This is a genomic window from Mangrovibacter yixingensis, assembly GCF_020523985.1.
Taxonomy (GTDB): Bacteria; Pseudomonadota; Gammaproteobacteria; order Enterobacterales; family Enterobacteriaceae; genus Mangrovibacter; species Mangrovibacter yixingensis.
Genome location: NZ_JAIVKM010000004.1, coordinates 60139 through 75542, shown reverse-complemented (window position 1 = coordinate 75542; position 15404 = coordinate 60139). Strand labels below are relative to the sequence as shown.

Sequence of the window (15404 nt, the reverse complement as noted above, 5' to 3'; positions counted from 1 at the left end):
AACAGGTATTCAGAACGATGGCGCGATTACATCGTTGATTAATAGCAGCATAATTACTGGTGGTGTTGGCATCACCAGTGCGGGCAATCTTGGCACGTTGTCGAATACGGGCAGCATAACCGGCACCACAGTCGGTCTGCAAAACAGCGGCACTATCACATCACTTAATAACAGTACCGGAATGATTTCCGGTACTACGACAGGTATTCAGAACAGTGGCACCATCGACAGCCTGGTAAACAGCAGTACCATCACTGCGGCTCAGGCTATCAATAATAGCGGCACTCTGGGAACGTTGGTTAACAGCGGTACCCTTTCTGGCAGTGGGTATGCTATTTATAACGCGTCAACTGGCACGATGGGGCCTGTTACTAACAGTGGCCTTATTGCTGGTAATATTTCGAATCTGAGTACTTCAGCGTTGATAATTAACGGTGGCACAGGTACGAATTTCGGTACTCTAACTGGTTCCAGCGGTAGTATTGACAGTGCCAGCATGGGGACTATCGTAAGCAACGCATCAGATATCTATTTCAGTTCCGGTAATTTGCTGCTTAATGATAACGTCAATGTCGGTTCCTTTACTCTGCGCAATACAGGGTCGACGTTGCAGGTTAACAATCTCGTCAATATCACCGGAAATTACGCGCAAAGTTCATCTGCAACATTGTTACTTGGCGTTAGCGACTCGGCAGTGAGCAATGGGGTCACCGCTGACAGGGGTTATGGGCGTTTGATTGTCAGTGGTACTGCAACTATCAGTAGTGGTTCGACTGTTTCACTTAAGTCGCTCAACACCTGGCGCTTTGCTACTGGCCAGCGTTACGTGGTAGTAACAGCAGCAAAAAACGGCACCAGTTTTAATGCCAGCTCGTTAAATTATCTAATAACTACCTATGATGGGACCACTACAGGTTCGGTGGTTGATACGGGTAATACAAGTAATCTGGTGGTCACTCTTGGTGCTCAAACGCCATCAACGCCATCGGCACAGGGAGGAGATAACAATACTTCAACTCCCGAAAATACCAGTAATGGATTTGCCACTACCGACAATGCATTATCCTCATTGCGCGGGCTGCAGAATTATACCGGGATAGCCACAGGGCTACTGGATTTGTATAACGCCTCACTGGCTATCGATTCTACCAAGGAAGCAAACCGTGTTGGCGAACAGTTATCTCCTGTGCAGAACAGCAGTGCCAGCCAGGCGGCATCAGTGGCAACTTTTGGCGCAGTAAATGTGGTCAGTCAGCGGGTTGATTCAATACGTCTGGCACAATCACATGGCATGAGCGGTTTGGCTGCGGGGGATGCGCCTGACGACTGGTCAGCGTGGGGGCAGGTATTTGGTGGCCATGCTAATCAGGGAATGGTGGATAATGTCAGCGGTTATAAAGCAAATTACGGTGGGATGGTGCTGGGCGTTGACCGGCTGGTTGGGGAGGCCTGGCGTGCGGGTGGTGCTCTGACTTATAGCTACACCTCGGTACGCGGGCAGGATAATCTTTACGGTAACAAAACGGGGGTTGATTCCTGGGGGCTGATTGGCTATGCCAGTTACAATGGTGACCCGTGGTACGTAAATTTGTCTGCCAGTGCCTCTCAGCAACGCTATGACACTACGCGTAATGTGAGTATGACCGGTTACTCAGACAGGGCATCGGGCAAGTTTAATGGTCAGCAATATGTTACTAATGCCGAGTTTGGTTACCCGCTGAGTGTAGCTGATAACACCACGCTGACACCGTTGGCTAGTCTGAATTATAGTTATCAAACCATTGATAGATATAAAGAAAATAGCGAAAATGGTTCAGCCTTGTCAGTCGGTGGTAGCCACAATAACGCCCTTCGTAGTGGTTTGGGAGCACGTTTGGAACAATCATTCCAGACCGGTTTTGGTGATGTTGTACCGTTCGTACAGGCCATATGGACACATCAGTACAACCCACAACGCAGTACTACGACGGCAAGTTATATTGCTGCAACAGCGGGTGAAACCAACTTTACGACTTTTGGTGCCTCGCCTGTTGAAGACACTGCGGATTTGTCTGTTGGTGCCACCCTCGTCAAATCAGACACGCTAACACTGAACGCCCGTTATAACGTGCAACTCGGTGAACAGTATCAGGGGCAGACCGTTATTCTGCAGGTGCGCAAGCAGTTCTGATAAGCTACTCAATACCGCTTCTGAGCACTATCAGAAGCGGTATTTATCCCTCACTCACTTGCGAATGGCTATTACTGAATGGTGGATAGCGGGGCTTCACGTGCTGATTGCGTGTTTTATTTTTGCACCCACTAATTTAAAACCGTGATTGACATCTCGTTTTTGCTCCGGCAAGCTTAAGCCATACAGCTTTGTTTCTACCTAAGCTGCGTAAGCGTTTAACGTGAACCAACGCATTACTCAACCTGACAAACCAGGGGGAAGGTGCGTATGTGTTGTTCCGCTTACCCTTGCTCCGTTGGTTACCTGGAGCATATTCATGACATCCTCATCGGATCAATCTCTGCACACAGACTTTCCTGATTTTGCACTATTTCGTCTTACCTGCGCTGTTTTCCTGACTTACCTGTGTATCGGCATGCCGCTGCCAGTCATTTCTTTGTATGTTCATCATGAGCTGGGGTATGGCAATACTCTGGTGGGCATTGCTGTAGGTATTCAGTTTCTGGCAACGGTGCTGACTCGGGGGTACGCCGGACATATGGCAGACCAGCACGGAGCTAAACAGACCGCCATGAAAGGTATGATTGCCTGTGCACTGGCCGGATTCGCATGGTTATTTGCTGCTTTGCTACCTGTTCACCCGGCAGTTAAATACGGTCTTTTACTCTTGGGGCGTCTGTCGCTGGGGTTTGGTGAAAGCCAACTGCTTACCGGTACATTGACCTGGGGAATGGGCCTGTTAGGTCCAAACCGTTCGGGGAAAGTTATGTCATGGAATGGGATGGCAATTTATGGTGCACTCGCAATTGGCGCACCTTTAGGGCTGGCCATTTTTCAGCGCTGGGGATTCGTGGTACTGGGTGTGATTACGCTGGTATTACCTGCCATTGCCTGGTTGTTGAATGGTTCAGTTACCGGGGTTAAACCTCACGGCGGAGTACGTCAGCCGTTATGGAGTGTGGTTGGTCGTATCTGGCCTGCAGGATTGGCGCTGGCATTGCAAGGGGTTGGGTTTGCTGTAATTGGCACCTTTACCACACTCTATTTTGCCTCCCGTGGCTGGGGGATGGCGGGGTTCACCTTAAGCGGTTTTGGTGGGGCTTTTGTTCTGGTGCGTATCCTGTTTGGCTGGATGCCTGATCGCTATAGTAGTGTCACCGTTGCGTTAGTTTCGTTGCTGGTTGAGTGTTTGGGCTTGTTACTACTGTGGTTGGCTCCTGAAGCAACAATGGCATTAGTGGGTGCGGCTCTAACCGGAGCAGGATGTTCACTGATTTTCCCTGCGCTGGGAGTGGAAGTTGTGAAGCGTGTACCACCACAGTCGCGTGGTACAGCTCTGGGGGGATATTCTGCTTTCCAGGACATAGCTTACTGTGTTGCCGGACCTCTGACTGGTATTTTGGCTACAGCCATGGGCTATGAATCTGTGTACCTGGCAGGCGCGATTGCTGCATTACTTGGTATGGTTGTTATTACACTGGCTTTGCGCCCAGGGAAAACATCACAGCACCAATAATACCAGGCAGAAGACCAGCACTAATGCGAACAATGTCAGCCCCGGCCGCGCTGACATTACTTTCAGTGGCTCAGAAATGAAGGCAATGAAAGGGTTATAAATGGGTTGAACACTGCGGACATCCAACTGCACGGCCCCTCGCTCTGCACGCATAAAGAAAATTTGGCTGAGAACTTCCTGAACCTGAGCTGTGGTTAACACCGTCTGTGGCGTAGCCTGCCACTGCTGTTGCAGTGTATCGCTTACCCGTTGTAACTCGTGTGATTCCATCGGCTGTTTCAGGGCAGCCTGAATAACCTGCAGGGTGGGGGCTGGGTTATGAACCAGTGTCTCTCTTGCCTGCAACCAGGTCACCATCAACGGGAAATGGCGGGCAGGAATTTGTTCACTGGATTTGGCTCCACTCAGTTCAACCAGATTCTGCCAAATCGTTTTCACGGATTCACCCGAACTGGCGGCAAGTTTGCTGACCAGTTGATTGAGCGCACTATGCTCAGCAGGTAATAACGGCCGTTCTGTTGCCGGGCGTGTAGTGGGTTGCGGAACCACAATTTCGCCTTTTTGTAATACCGTTAACACTGTTTTTAGCTGGTCTGGCGAGAGTTGGCTGAGCGCGGTATGACCAAATTCCTGACGAATATAATTACTGACTGCCTGGCGGTTGTTGCCTTGCGAAAGTAAATTATTCAGTTGTTGCAGTACCTGGCGTGTTTCATGGGTTTGCTGGGCACCAGCCAGGCGCTGGTTCAGGTTTTGCTCTGCCGCCGGAAAGTGGCGGGACTGCATTGGTGTTGTGTTTTTCAACCCGAGATCATGCTTCATTGCGGCCCATACTTCTGCCGGTTGCTGCTGAGTCAACGCAATAATACGGGTTATCAGGCGCTCCAGTACCGTGCGCTGAATGGTGGAAAGCGGGGCTTCACCTGCTGGTGGCGTGACTTTGGGTGTGCCTGGCGGTTCGCCGGGAGGTTGCGGTGAATGGCCCACAATGGGTTGCATAATAACAAATCCTTAATCTTTCGGGTCGATGCAGCCAGACGGCATGTACAACAATAGGCCTGAGGTCAAGATTATGGCACACTTACGTGTTATTTCCCGCACATAAACAGGTACTGTAACGTGAAAATCCTCGTTGATGAAAATATGCCCTATGCCCAGGCGTTGTTCAGCCGGTTGGGGGAAGTTCTGTCTGTGCCAGGTCGCCCTATTCCAGAGGGTGAGCTGACTGGCGCCGATGCGTTAATGGTGCGTTCTGTCACCAAAGTCAACGCCGGGTTACTTGAAGGTACGCCAGTGAAATTCGTGGGCACAGCTACAGCTGGTACTGACCATGTGGATAGCGCATGGTTATCCAGCGCGGGTATCGGTTTTTCAGCCGCTCCAGGCTGCAATGCCATTGCTGTTGTCGAATATGTTTTTTCCGCATTACTGATGTTAGCTGAACGTGAAGGTTTTGCTTTGCAAGACAGGACAGTCGGTATTGTAGGGGTAGGCAATGTAGGCGGGCGGTTACAAAAACGCTTAGAGGCGATGGGGATTAAAACATTATTGTGTGACCCACCGCGTGCTGACCTGGGTGACAGTGAGCCTTTCCTGCCGCTGGAAACGTTGGTACAAGAAGCCGACATTCTCACCTTTCATACGCCGCTGTTTAAAGACGGCCCTTATAAAACCTGGCACCTGGCTGATGAAGCGTTATTGCGTCAGTTGAAACCGGGCACCATTTTAATTAATGCCTGCCGTGGCCCGGTGGTGGACAACGCCGCGTTGTTGTCCTGCCTGAATGAAGGGCAGTCATTATTTACTGTCCTGGATGTGTGGGAAGGCGAGCCAGAGCTGAATCTGGCCCTGCTTGCCCGTGTGGATATTGGCACACCGCATATTGCTGGTTATACCCTGGAAGGTAAAGCGCGTGGTACCACGCAAGTATTTGAAGCATTTAGCACATTTATCGGGAAACCTGAAACGGTGCCGCTGAATTCATTACTGCCACCGCCTGAGTTCAGTCGGGTTTTCCTGCATGGACCACTCGATCAAACTGCACTGAAAAGACTGGCGCATCTGGTGTATGATGTGCGCCGTGATGATGCCCCTCTGCGCAAAGTTGCAGGGCAGGCCGGGGAGTTTGACAAGCTGCGCAAATTTTACAAAGAGCGCAGAGAGTGGTCTTCCTTAATCGTGGAATGCGATGATCAGGATGCAGCGGCCTTACTGAATAAGTTAGGGTTTAACGCGCAATTTTCCCCTCATCAATAATCGTTATTACCGCTCCCTGCTGTTTACGGCAGGGAGTGCTTTTATTTTGTCTGGAGTAAACCACTATGTCAGAAGGTTGGAATATCGCCATCCTCGGGGCGACCGGCGCGGTCGGTGAAGCCCTGATTGAGTTACTTGGAGAGCGTCAGTTCCCTGTTGGTGAACTTCACTTGCTGGCGACAGCAGAAAGCGCTGGTACCACCGTGCGTTTTGCAGGCAAAACCCTCAAGGTACAGGATGCTGCTGAGTTTGACTGGGTGCAGGCTCAACTGGCGTTTTTTGTCGCTGGTGCACAAGCAACGGCTGCGTATGTTGAAGAAGCAACTAATGCGGGTTGTGTGGTGATTGACTCCAGTAGCTTGTTTGCTCTGGAGCCAGATGTGCCTTTAGTTGTACCGGATGTAAACCCGTTTGTTCTGGCAGATTACCGTAATCGTAATGTTGTTGCAGTGGCAGACAGCCTGACCTGCCAGTTACTTTCAGCAGTCAAACCCTTGATTGAAGAGGGTGGGCTGTCCCGCCTTCAGGTAACAAATCTGTTACCTGCGTCTGCTCACGGTAAAGTGGCTGTGGATGCCCTGGCCGGGCAGAGCGCCCGGCTGCTTAATGGCTTACCTTTAGAGGATGATGACCATTTCGGCCGCCAGCTGGCATTCAATATGTTACCTCTGGTGCCTGATGCACAAGGCAGTGTGCGTGAAGAGCGTCAGGTGGTCGATCAGGTGCGTAAAGTCTTGCAGGACGAAGGGCTGATGATTTCAGTCAGCTGCATCCAAAGCCCGGTGTTTTATGGGCACGCTCAAATGGTAGGAATGGAAGCATTACGCCCGCTCGCTGCGGAAGAAGCGCGTGATGCATTTACTCGCCAGGAAGACATTGCTTTGTCCGAAGAGCAAGACTTCCCGACTCAGGTGGCGGATGCCTCTGGCAGTGTGAACTTGTCTATTGGCTGTGTGCGCAATGATTACGGTTTGCCCGAACAAGTCCAGTTCTGGTCTGTTGCTGATAACGTCCGTTTCGGTGGCGCGTTAATGGCACTGAAAACAGCAGAAAAACTCCTGCAGGAGTACTTCTGGTAATGTCCGATGTGATGGTAACAAGCCGCAGCAAAATTGCGCTGGGCATTGAGTATGATGGCAGCCAGTATTATGGCTGGCAGCGTCAGCAGGAAGTGCGTAGTGTTCAGGAAAATCTGGAAAAAGCATTAAGCCAGGTTGCTAACGAACCTATCCATGTATTCTGTGCTGGCAGAACGGATGCGGGTGTGCACGCAACCGGGCAAGTAGTGCATTTTGAAACGCAGTCGGAACGCAAAGATGCAGCATGGACATTGGGTGCTAATGCGAATCTGCCTGGCGACATCGCAGTAAAATGGGTGAAACATGTGCCTGAGGCTTTTCATGCACGTTTCAGTGCGACAGCACGCCGTTATCGCTACGTGATTTATAACAATCGCCTGCGTCCGGCTATTTTGCAGCGTGGCGTGTCGCATTACCATTTACCGCTGGATGCTGAAAAGATGCAGCGGGCGGCTCAGAGCCTGTTAGGTGAAAATGATTTCACCTCGTTTCGTGCAGTACAGTGCCAGTCGCGTACACCCTGGCGTAATGTGTCGCATATTCGGGTAAACCGGTATGGCGAGTATCTGGTGGTGGATATTAAAGCCAATGCTTTTGTACATCATATGGTACGAAATATAGTCGGCAGCCTGCTTGAAGTAGGGTGCGGTAATCAGCCGGAAGAATGGATAGCCTGGTTGTTGGCGGCGAAAGACAGAACCCTGGCGGCAGCGACAGCTAAAGCTGAAGGGTTATATTTAGTCGCAGTGGATTATCCTGCTGAGTTTGCGTTGCCAGAACCGGTTATGGGGCCTTTGTTCCTGCCGTCTCTGAGCCTGGACTGTTGAGGACGTATTATGGAATTTATCCACTTTATCATTGATTTTATTTTACATATTGATGTGCACCTGGCTGAACTGGTAGCCAACTATGGTGTCTGGGTTTACGGGATATTATTCCTTATCCTGTTTTGTGAAACTGGCCTTGTGGTGACACCATTCCTGCCTGGCGATTCTTTGCTGTTTGTTGCCGGGGCGCTGTCAGCTTTGCCGGGTAATGACTTAAATGTGCATATTATGGTGGTCTTGTTGGTCGCAGCGGCCATTTTGGGCGATGCAGTCAACTATACTATTGGGCGTGTGTTTGGTGAGCGGTTATTCAGCAACCCGAACTCCAGGATTTTTCGGCGCAGCTATCTTGAAAAGACCCATTCGTTTTATGAGCGTCATGGTGGTAAAACGATAATTCTTGCGCGTTTTGTGCCTATTGTGCGGACTTTTGCTCCCTTTGTGGCGGGTATGGGGCACATGTCTTACCGGCATTTTGCATTGTTTAACGTCACTGGCGCACTCTTGTGGGTATTGCTGTTCAGCTATGCTGGTTACTTGTTCGGTGACTTGCCGGTAGTGCAGGACAACCTGAAATTGTTGATTGTGGCAATTATCGTGTTGTCGGTTTTACCTGGTGTTGTGGAAATTATTCGCCACAAACGCGCTGCAGCTCGCCAGATAAAAGAGTAAGCTACGGGGTTCGACCACTTTTTTATCCAAAGTCGGGCCCGGTTATGGTTTAATGAGCAACATTTATGGTCTGTGGGCGGAGAAAATGGCATTATGCGCCCCCACAGAAAAACTGGCATCGACCAGGTTCAGGCAGAAAGGTCATCAATGAGCTGGATTGAACGAATTCTCAATAAGAGCAACATTACCCCAACCCGCCGCGCTAACATCCCGGAAGGGGTGTGGACGAAATGTGACAGTTGCGGCCAGGTGCTGTACCGCGCTGAGTTGGAGCGCAACCTTGAGGTGTGCCCGAAGTGTGATCACCATATGCGCATGTCTGCGCGTGCACGCCTGCATACTCTGTTAGATGAAGATTCGCTGGTAGAGTTGGGAAGTGAACTTGAGCCTAAAGATGTGCTGAAGTTCAAAGATTCCAAGAAATACAAAGATCGCCTGGCAACTGCCCAGAAAGAGACTGGCGAGAAAGATGCGCTGGTGGTGATGAAAGGCACTCTGTTTGGTATGCCTGTTGTCGCGGTTGCATTTGAGTTTGCTTTTATGGGCGGCTCAATGGGCTCGGTTGTCGGTGCCCGCTTTATTCGTGCGGTTGAACAGGCTCTGGAAGATAACTGCCCGCTGGTTTGTTTTTCCGCATCAGGCGGTGCGCGTATGCAGGAAGCGCTGATGTCGCTGATGCAAATGGCAAAAACCAGTGCTGCACTGGCAAAAATGCAGGAACGCGGCTTGCCGTATATTTCTGTATTGACCGACCCAACTATGGGTGGTGTATCAGCCAGCTTCGCAATGCTCGGTGATTTAAACATTGCCGAACCAAAAGCACTGATTGGCTTTGCTGGTCCGCGTGTTATTGAGCAAACAGTGCGTGAGAAACTGCCACCAGGTTTTCAGCGCAGTGAGTTCCTGATTGAAAAAGGGGCTATAGATATGATTGTCCGTCGCCCGGAAATGCGCCTTAAACTGGCACAAATTCTGGCGAAACTGACTAATCAGCCAGCTCCAAACCCGGATGAAGCCACTGTTGTTACATCAGCGGTTGATTCTGATGAAGGCGAAGAAGCCTGACAGACCTACGGGCAGCGTGCACAGCGCGTGGCCCGTTTTACTTTTGAATACAGTTATGCAGAACGGCGTTTATGAAACACGAATTGCATCTTGAAGCCACGTCGCCTTTGGCAACGTGGCTTTCTTATCTGGAAAATCTTCACTCAAAAAATATTGATCTGGGGCTTGAACGTGTTGCCAAAGTCGCGGATATCATGGGTGTTCGCAAGCCAGCGCCTTTTGTCTTTACCGTTGCTGGAACCAATGGCAAAGGTACAACCTGCCGTACGCTGGAAACTACGTTAATTGCAGCCGGTTACCGGGTTGGTGTCTACAGCTCGCCACACTTGATACGCTACACCGAGCGTGTACGTATTCAGGGGCAGGAGCTGGATGCCGCGCAGCATACTGCTTCATTTGCGGAAATAGACACAGCGCGCGGAGAAACCTCTCTCACCTACTTTGAATTTGGCACGTTATCGGCGCTGTACTTGTTTAAACAGGCGGCGGTAGACGTGGCAATTTTAGAAGTTGGCCTGGGTGGCCGCCTCGATGCGACGAATATCGTTGACTGCGATGTTGGTTGTATTACCAGCATTGCGCTGGATCATACCGACTGGCTTGGCCCTGATCGCGAGAGCATTGGCCGCGAGAAAGCAGGGATTTTGCGTGGAGGAAAACCGGCGATTGTCGGTGAGCCTGACATGCCAGAAACCATCGCACAGGTGGCTCAGGAGAAAGGTGCACAATTAAGCCGGGTCGGGCAAGACTGGAACTATTCTGTTAGTGAAAACGTCTGGCGCTTCAGTGATAAGTTTGGTGAACTGGTTAATCTTCCACTGCCTCTGGTTCCACAGCCTAATGCTGCGACAGCTTTGGCGGCATTGCGTGCCAGTGGCCTGCGTGTTACCGAACAGCATATTCGGGACGGATTGCGTAATGCTACATTACCGGGTCGTTTCCAGATTGTGGCTCAATCTCCACAGGTTATTCTCGATGTAGCACATAACCCACATGCGGCTGGGTATCTTGCCAGCCGGTTAGCAGCACTGCCGAAAACCGGGCGAGTACTGGCGGTGGTGGGCATGCTGCATGATAAAGACATTCCTGGTACGCTGGCATGTTTGTCACCACAGGTCGATAGCTGGTATTGTGCTCCATTGGAAGGGCCGCGTGGTGCTACAGCTGAAACACTGGTGGCGCATCTTTCCGGAGCCAGCACCTGGCCTGATGTTGCTCATGCCTGGCAGGCGGCAATGGCTGATGCAGCGCCAGAAGATACCGTGCTGGTATGTGGCTCATTCCATACTGTGGCACATGTAATGGAAGAAATGGACGCGGGGACTACGGGTGGCAAGTAAGTTTCAAAACCGGTTAGTGGGAACAGTCGTGCTGGTTGCGCTGGCGGTTATTGTCCTGCCAGGGTTGCTTGACGGGCAGAAAAAGCATTACCAGGATGAATTTGCAGCAATTCCGCTAGTACCCAAAGCAGGCGACAAAGACGAAAACGACTTATTGCCGCCAGCCAGCCAACCTATTCCAGCTCAGCCACCAGAGGGCGCCGCTGAAGAGGTGAGGGCAAGCAATGCACCTAATTCATCAATTGATACGGCAAATTTGCCCGCCAATACGGGTGCCGGGCTGGATGCTATTCCCGTTGAAAGGGATTCCTCTGCCTCTGGCCGTAACACACAGGCGGTTGTAACTCACCACACCACTACAGATAAAACATCCACGCAACCTGTAGCACAACCAAAGACACCGGTGAAAGATGATACGCCAGTTCCTCAAGGAAAAGCGTATGTAGTTCAGTTAGGTGCGCTGAAAAATGCTGATAAGGTGAATGAAATAGTCAGCAAATTACGTGCTTCCGGTTACCGTGTTTATACTTCGCCAACCACACCGGTACAGGGGAAAATTACCCGGATTCTGGTAGGCCCGGAAGTCTCAAAAGATAAACTCAAAGCGTCTCTTGGGGACTTACACAGTTTGTCGGGGCTTAACGGGGTGGTAATGAATTACAGCGTTCATTAACACCTTGGCAGGTAAAGAATATCAGGGGGAAGTGTTACGCTTCCTGCCTGTATAAGTGCTCGTTACACGGGCTCAGGGTTGTGGCGTTGAGTGTTTTTTCAACGCCATTTTTATTTTTGCGCGGGAAGGAAATCCCTACGCAAACGTTTTCTTTTTCTGTTAGAATGCGCCCCGAATCGGATGTCAGGGCGGTTAATCGTGGGACTTGAAATGGTCTGGATAGATTACGCCATTATTGCGGTAATAGGTTTCTCCTGTCTGGTAAGCCTTATCCGTGGCTTTGTACGTGAAGCATTATCGTTGGTGACATGGGGGTGCGCTTTCTTTGTTGCCAGCCATTACTATACGTATTTGGCAGTCTGGTTCACTGGCTTTGAAGAAGAGCTGGTGCGAAATGGAATTGCGATTGGCATTTTGTTTGTCGCGACGCTGATAGTCGGTGCTATTGTCAACTATGTCATTGGTACGCTGGTCCAGAAAACGGGCCTGTCCGGTACAGACCGGGTGCTGGGTATCTGCTTTGGTGCCCTGCGTGGCGTATTAATTGTTGCCGCTATCCTGTTTTTTCTCGATACCTTCACGGGTATAGCGAAAAGCGAAGACTGGCAAAAATCGCAATTGGTTCCGCAGTTCAGTTTCATCATCAGGTGGTTTTTTGACTATCTGCAAAGCTCGTCGAGTTTCTTGCCCCGGTAATTGTATCGGGGGGTGTGGCAAAGAACACACAGGCGACCTTGCTTGTCGCATTCAGGCGGGTTAATGGCTGTGTGTTCATGATGAGGAAAAGACAACATGTGCGGTATTGTCGGTATCGCCGGTGTTATGCCGGTAAACCAGTCGATTTATGACGCGTTAACGGTGTTACAACACCGTGGGCAGGATGCCGCAGGCATCATCACCATTGATGAAAACAATCGTTTTCGCCTGCGTAAAGCAAATGGCCTGGTGAGTGATGTATTTGAAGCCCGGCACATGCAACGTTTGCAGGGCAATATGGGGATTGGCCATGTTCGTTACCCGACTGCTGGCAGTTCAAGCGCATCTGAAGCACAGCCGTTTTATGTGAATTCCCCTTATGGCATTACTCTGGCGCATAACGGTAACCTTACTAATGCTCATGAGTTGCGTAAAAAGCTGTTCGAAGAAAAACGTCGCCACATCAACACCACCTCAGATTCTGAAATCCTGCTGAATATTTTTGCCAGCGAACTGGATAACTACCGCCATTACCCTCTTGAAGCAGATAATATCTTTTCTGCTATTGCAGCAACTAACCGCCAGATTCGTGGTGCGTATGCTTGCGTTGCGATGATAATTGGTCACGGCATGGTAGCGTTCCGTGATCCTAACGGGATCCGTCCGTTGGTGCTGGGCAAGCGTGATGTCGCTGATGGGCGAACCGAGTACATGGTTGCTTCGGAAAGTGTTGCGCTGGATACCCTGGGCTTTGATTTCATTCGTGACGTCGCGCCGGGTGAAGCGGTGTACATCACCGAGAAAGGCCAGTTGTTTACCCGCCAGTGCGCAGATAACCCTACCAGCAATCCTTGCCTGTTTGAGTTTGTTTACTTTGCTCGCCCGGATTCTTTCATCGATAAAATTTCCGTGTACAGCGCTCGCGTGGGTATGGGGACTAAGCTGGGTGAGAAGATTGCCCGTGAATGGGAAGACCTGGATATTGATGTGGTGATTCCTATTCCGGAAACCTCCTGTGATATCGCACTGGAGATGGCCCGTATTCTGAACAAGCCATACCGTCAGGGGTTTGTGAAAAACCGCTATGTAGGCCGTACTTTTATTATGCCAGGCCAGCAATTACGCCGTAAATCAGTGCGCCGTAAGCTCAATGCCAACCGCGCTGAATTCCGTGATAAAAATGTTCTGTTGGTGGATGACTCCATCGTGCGTGGTACCACCTCAGAACAGATTATCGAAATGGCACGTGAAGCAGGGGCGAAAAAAGTTTATCTGGCCTCTGCAGCACCAGAAATTCGCTTCCCAAATGTGTACGGTATTGATATGCCGAGCGCGAACGAGCTTATCGCTCACGGGCGTGAAGTGGATGAGATCCGTGAGTTAATCGGTGCCGATGGCCTGATTTTCCAGGATCTCAATGATCTGATTGAGGCTGTGCGTGCTGAGAACCCAGATATTCAGCAATTCGAATGTTCGGTGTTTAATGGTGTTTATGTCACGAAAGATGTTGACCATAACTACCTCGAGTATTTGGAATCGTTGCGTAACGACGACGCCAAAGCAGTTCAGCGCCAGAATGAAGTAGAAAGTCTGGAAATGCATAACGAAGGCTGATGATAACAGCTTTATGTTCAGGCCCCGGTGCACAGGTTGTTGCACCGGGGCTTTTGTTTTTATGGTAAACAGTGACCTGTTAAGTGCGAAATGAGTGCAGGGTTGCTTACTACAGGCCAGACAATAAATACGCGCGCACTAAGATGGAGCAAAAGCCCAGGTTGTGCACACTTATAGCGCGTTTTTGCAGGCGCGATCAAAACCTCGATATTTACCCTTTGATAACACGCAAATTTAGCTTTTCCTCGTAAGCATTGCTGCTATCTTTCATTGGCAGGCTTTGATGCAACGTTTTTTTAACAAAATGGCAAATATGCCTGGAGTTAAAAAAGTGGCACGGTAAGTGCAAGCAATCAGAGTGCAAAATGCAAAACACAACACTACAAGACACAACACATCACATAAAACGTCTGAACTCTTGAGGGTAAAGTATGAAGAAGAAGGTTCTTGCACTGTCTTTGCTGTTAGGACTGACCGCAGCCAGCAGTGTTTTCGCAGCAATTCCTAAAGATATCCGTATTGGCACTGACCCAACTTACGCCCCTTTCTCTTCTAAGGATGCCAGCGGTAAACTCGTGGGCTTTGATATCGACCTTGGCGATGCAATGTGTGCCAAAATGCATGCTAAATGCACCTGGGTAAGCAGTGATTTTGATGCACTCATTCCGTCCCTGAAAGCAAAAAAAATCGACGCGATTATTTCTTCACTTTCCATTACTGAAAAACGCCAGCAGGAAATTGCTTTCTCCGAAAAGCTCTATGCAGCGGATTCTCGTCTGATCGCCGCCAAAGGCTCGCCGATTAAACCAACGCTTGCTTCACTGAAAGGCAAACATGTGGGTGTGCTGCAAGGTTCCACCCAGGAAGCGTATGCCAACGAAAAATGGCGTCCGGAAGGGGTTGATGTTATCTCCTACCAGACCCAGGACCTTATCTATTCTGACCTGGTTGCAGGCCGCCTGGACGCTGCATTTCAGGATGAAGTTGCTGCCAGCGAAGGTTTCCTGAAACAAGCCGCTGGTAAAGACTTTGCCTTTGCGGGCCCATCAGTAAAAGATAAGAAATACTTTGGTGATGGTACTGGTGTTGGGCTGCGTAAAGAAGATGCAGACCTGAAAGCGGCCTTTAATAAAGCGTTTGATGAAGTTCGCAAAGATGGTACTTACGACAAACTGGCTAAGAAATATTTTGATTTCAATGTTTACGGCGACTAAGCCAACCCTATAGTCTGTTGTCTGGCCAGTCACAACTGTGGCTGGCCGGGGAAGTGGGTAAGGTATGTGCTTTTTGGGTGCGCAATAAGCCTTGTTGTTCTGTATTGGTGCATTGCATGCACCAGTGTGGTGTGAGTGAATTACGGTGTCAGTTCACCATAATAATAACTTATTGTGGTAAATGAGATTATTCTTCACCGTTTTCTTCCATGCTGGCACAGAATCTGCTATTACCCCCTGACAAAAATTGTCATTCAGGACAAGTACAGTCTATTGAGG

The 15404-nt window shown here is 50.0% G+C and carries 13 protein-coding genes; 12 read left to right on the top strand and 1 reads right to left on the bottom strand.

What is annotated here, in order from left to right:
- The coding region (locus LC084_RS16015; protein WP_226572188.1) for an autotransporter family protein at positions 1-2170 on the top strand (2170 nt) is incomplete at its 5' end.
- A gap of 319 nt (positions 2171-2489) precedes the next feature.
- The gene (locus LC084_RS16010; protein WP_226572187.1) at positions 2490-3689 is read left to right on the top strand and encodes an MFS transporter; all 1200 of its coding nucleotides are present in this window, start codon (positions 2490-2492) and stop codon (positions 3687-3689) included.
- On the opposite strand, the gene flk is transcribed toward LC084_RS16010, so the two are convergent.
- Entirely contained in the window at positions 3675-4688 is a 1014-nt protein-coding gene (gene flk, locus LC084_RS16005; RefSeq protein WP_226572186.1) for a flagella biosynthesis regulator Flk, read from the bottom strand. The two genes, LC084_RS16010 and flk, sit on opposite strands and share 15 nt — an antisense overlap.
- Positions 4689-4808: 120 nt before the next feature.
- Between flk and pdxB the strand changes: the two genes are divergently transcribed.
- The 10 genes from pdxB (at position 4809) to argT (ending at position 15125) form a co-directional block, all read left to right on the top strand.
- Positions 4809-5945: a 4-phosphoerythronate dehydrogenase PdxB gene (gene pdxB, locus LC084_RS16000; protein ID WP_226572185.1), complete on the top strand. Its 1137-nt coding sequence runs from the start codon at positions 4809-4811 to the stop codon at positions 5943-5945.
- Between the two features lie 65 nt (positions 5946-6010).
- A complete protein-coding gene (locus tag LC084_RS15995) occupies positions 6011-7024 on the top strand; it encodes an aspartate-semialdehyde dehydrogenase (RefSeq protein WP_226572184.1) in 1014 nt (337 codons plus the stop codon).
- Positions 7024-7851 carry a tRNA pseudouridine(38-40) synthase TruA gene (truA, locus tag LC084_RS15990; RefSeq protein ID WP_226572183.1) on the top strand — a complete coding sequence of 276 codons (828 nt, stop codon included), beginning with the start codon at positions 7024-7026 and terminating at the stop codon, positions 7849-7851. The genes LC084_RS15995 and truA overlap by 1 nt, the downstream gene beginning before the upstream one ends.
- A 9-nt stretch (positions 7852-7860) precedes the next feature.
- On the top strand, positions 7861-8523 hold the full coding sequence (locus LC084_RS15985; protein ID WP_226572182.1) for a DedA family protein: 663 nt from the start codon (positions 7861-7863) through the stop codon (positions 8521-8523).
- Positions 8524-8670: 147 nt separating this feature from the next.
- Positions 8671-9588 (top strand): acetyl-CoA carboxylase, carboxyltransferase subunit beta, encoded by a 918-nt coding sequence (gene accD / locus LC084_RS15980; protein ID WP_226572181.1) that lies wholly within the window; start codon positions 8671-8673, stop codon positions 9586-9588.
- A gap of 71 nt (positions 9589-9659) precedes the next feature.
- Positions 9660-10928, top strand: coding sequence for a bifunctional tetrahydrofolate synthase/dihydrofolate synthase (gene folC, locus LC084_RS15975; protein ID WP_226572180.1), 1269 nt, complete (start codon positions 9660-9662; stop codon positions 10926-10928).
- A complete protein-coding gene (gene dedD, locus LC084_RS15970; RefSeq protein WP_226572179.1) occupies positions 10918-11601 on the top strand; it encodes a cell division protein DedD in 684 nt (227 codons plus the stop codon). Before folC ends, dedD begins: the two co-directional genes overlap by 11 nt.
- Before the next feature lie 210 nt (positions 11602-11811).
- Complete coding sequence (gene cvpA, locus LC084_RS15965; protein ID WP_226572178.1) at positions 11812-12297, top strand: colicin V production protein; 486 nt, start codon at positions 11812-11814, stop codon at positions 12295-12297.
- A gap of 96 nt (positions 12298-12393) precedes the next feature.
- A complete protein-coding gene (gene purF, locus LC084_RS15960; RefSeq protein ID WP_226572177.1) occupies positions 12394-13911 on the top strand; it encodes an amidophosphoribosyltransferase in 1518 nt (505 codons plus the stop codon).
- Between the two features lie 431 nt (positions 13912-14342).
- A complete protein-coding gene (argT, locus tag LC084_RS15955) occupies positions 14343-15125 on the top strand; it encodes a lysine/arginine/ornithine ABC transporter substrate-binding protein ArgT (protein ID WP_226572176.1) in 783 nt (260 codons plus the stop codon).
- Positions 15126-15404 lie beyond the last annotated feature (279 nt).

Coding starts and splice junctions, on each gene's coding strand:
- LC084_RS16010 (WP_226572187.1), top strand. CDS start 2,490: ATGACATCCTCATCGGATCAATCTCTGCACACAGACTTTCCTGATTTT.
- flk (WP_226572186.1), bottom strand. CDS start 4,688: ATGCAACCCATTGTGGGCCATTCACCGCAACCTCCCGGCGAACCGCCA.
- LC084_RS15995 (WP_226572184.1), top strand. CDS start 6,011: ATGTCAGAAGGTTGGAATATCGCCATCCTCGGGGCGACCGGCGCGGTC.
- truA (WP_226572183.1), top strand. CDS start 7,024: ATGTCCGATGTGATGGTAACAAGCCGCAGCAAAATTGCGCTGGGCATT.
- LC084_RS15985 (WP_226572182.1), top strand. CDS start 7,861: ATGGAATTTATCCACTTTATCATTGATTTTATTTTACATATTGATGTG.
- accD (WP_226572181.1), top strand. CDS start 8,671: ATGAGCTGGATTGAACGAATTCTCAATAAGAGCAACATTACCCCAACC.
- folC (WP_226572180.1), top strand. CDS start 9,660: ATGAAACACGAATTGCATCTTGAAGCCACGTCGCCTTTGGCAACGTGG.
- cvpA (WP_226572178.1), top strand. CDS start 11,812: ATGGTCTGGATAGATTACGCCATTATTGCGGTAATAGGTTTCTCCTGT.
- purF (WP_226572177.1), top strand. CDS start 12,394: ATGTGCGGTATTGTCGGTATCGCCGGTGTTATGCCGGTAAACCAGTCG.
- argT (WP_226572176.1), top strand. CDS start 14,343: ATGAAGAAGAAGGTTCTTGCACTGTCTTTGCTGTTAGGACTGACCGCA.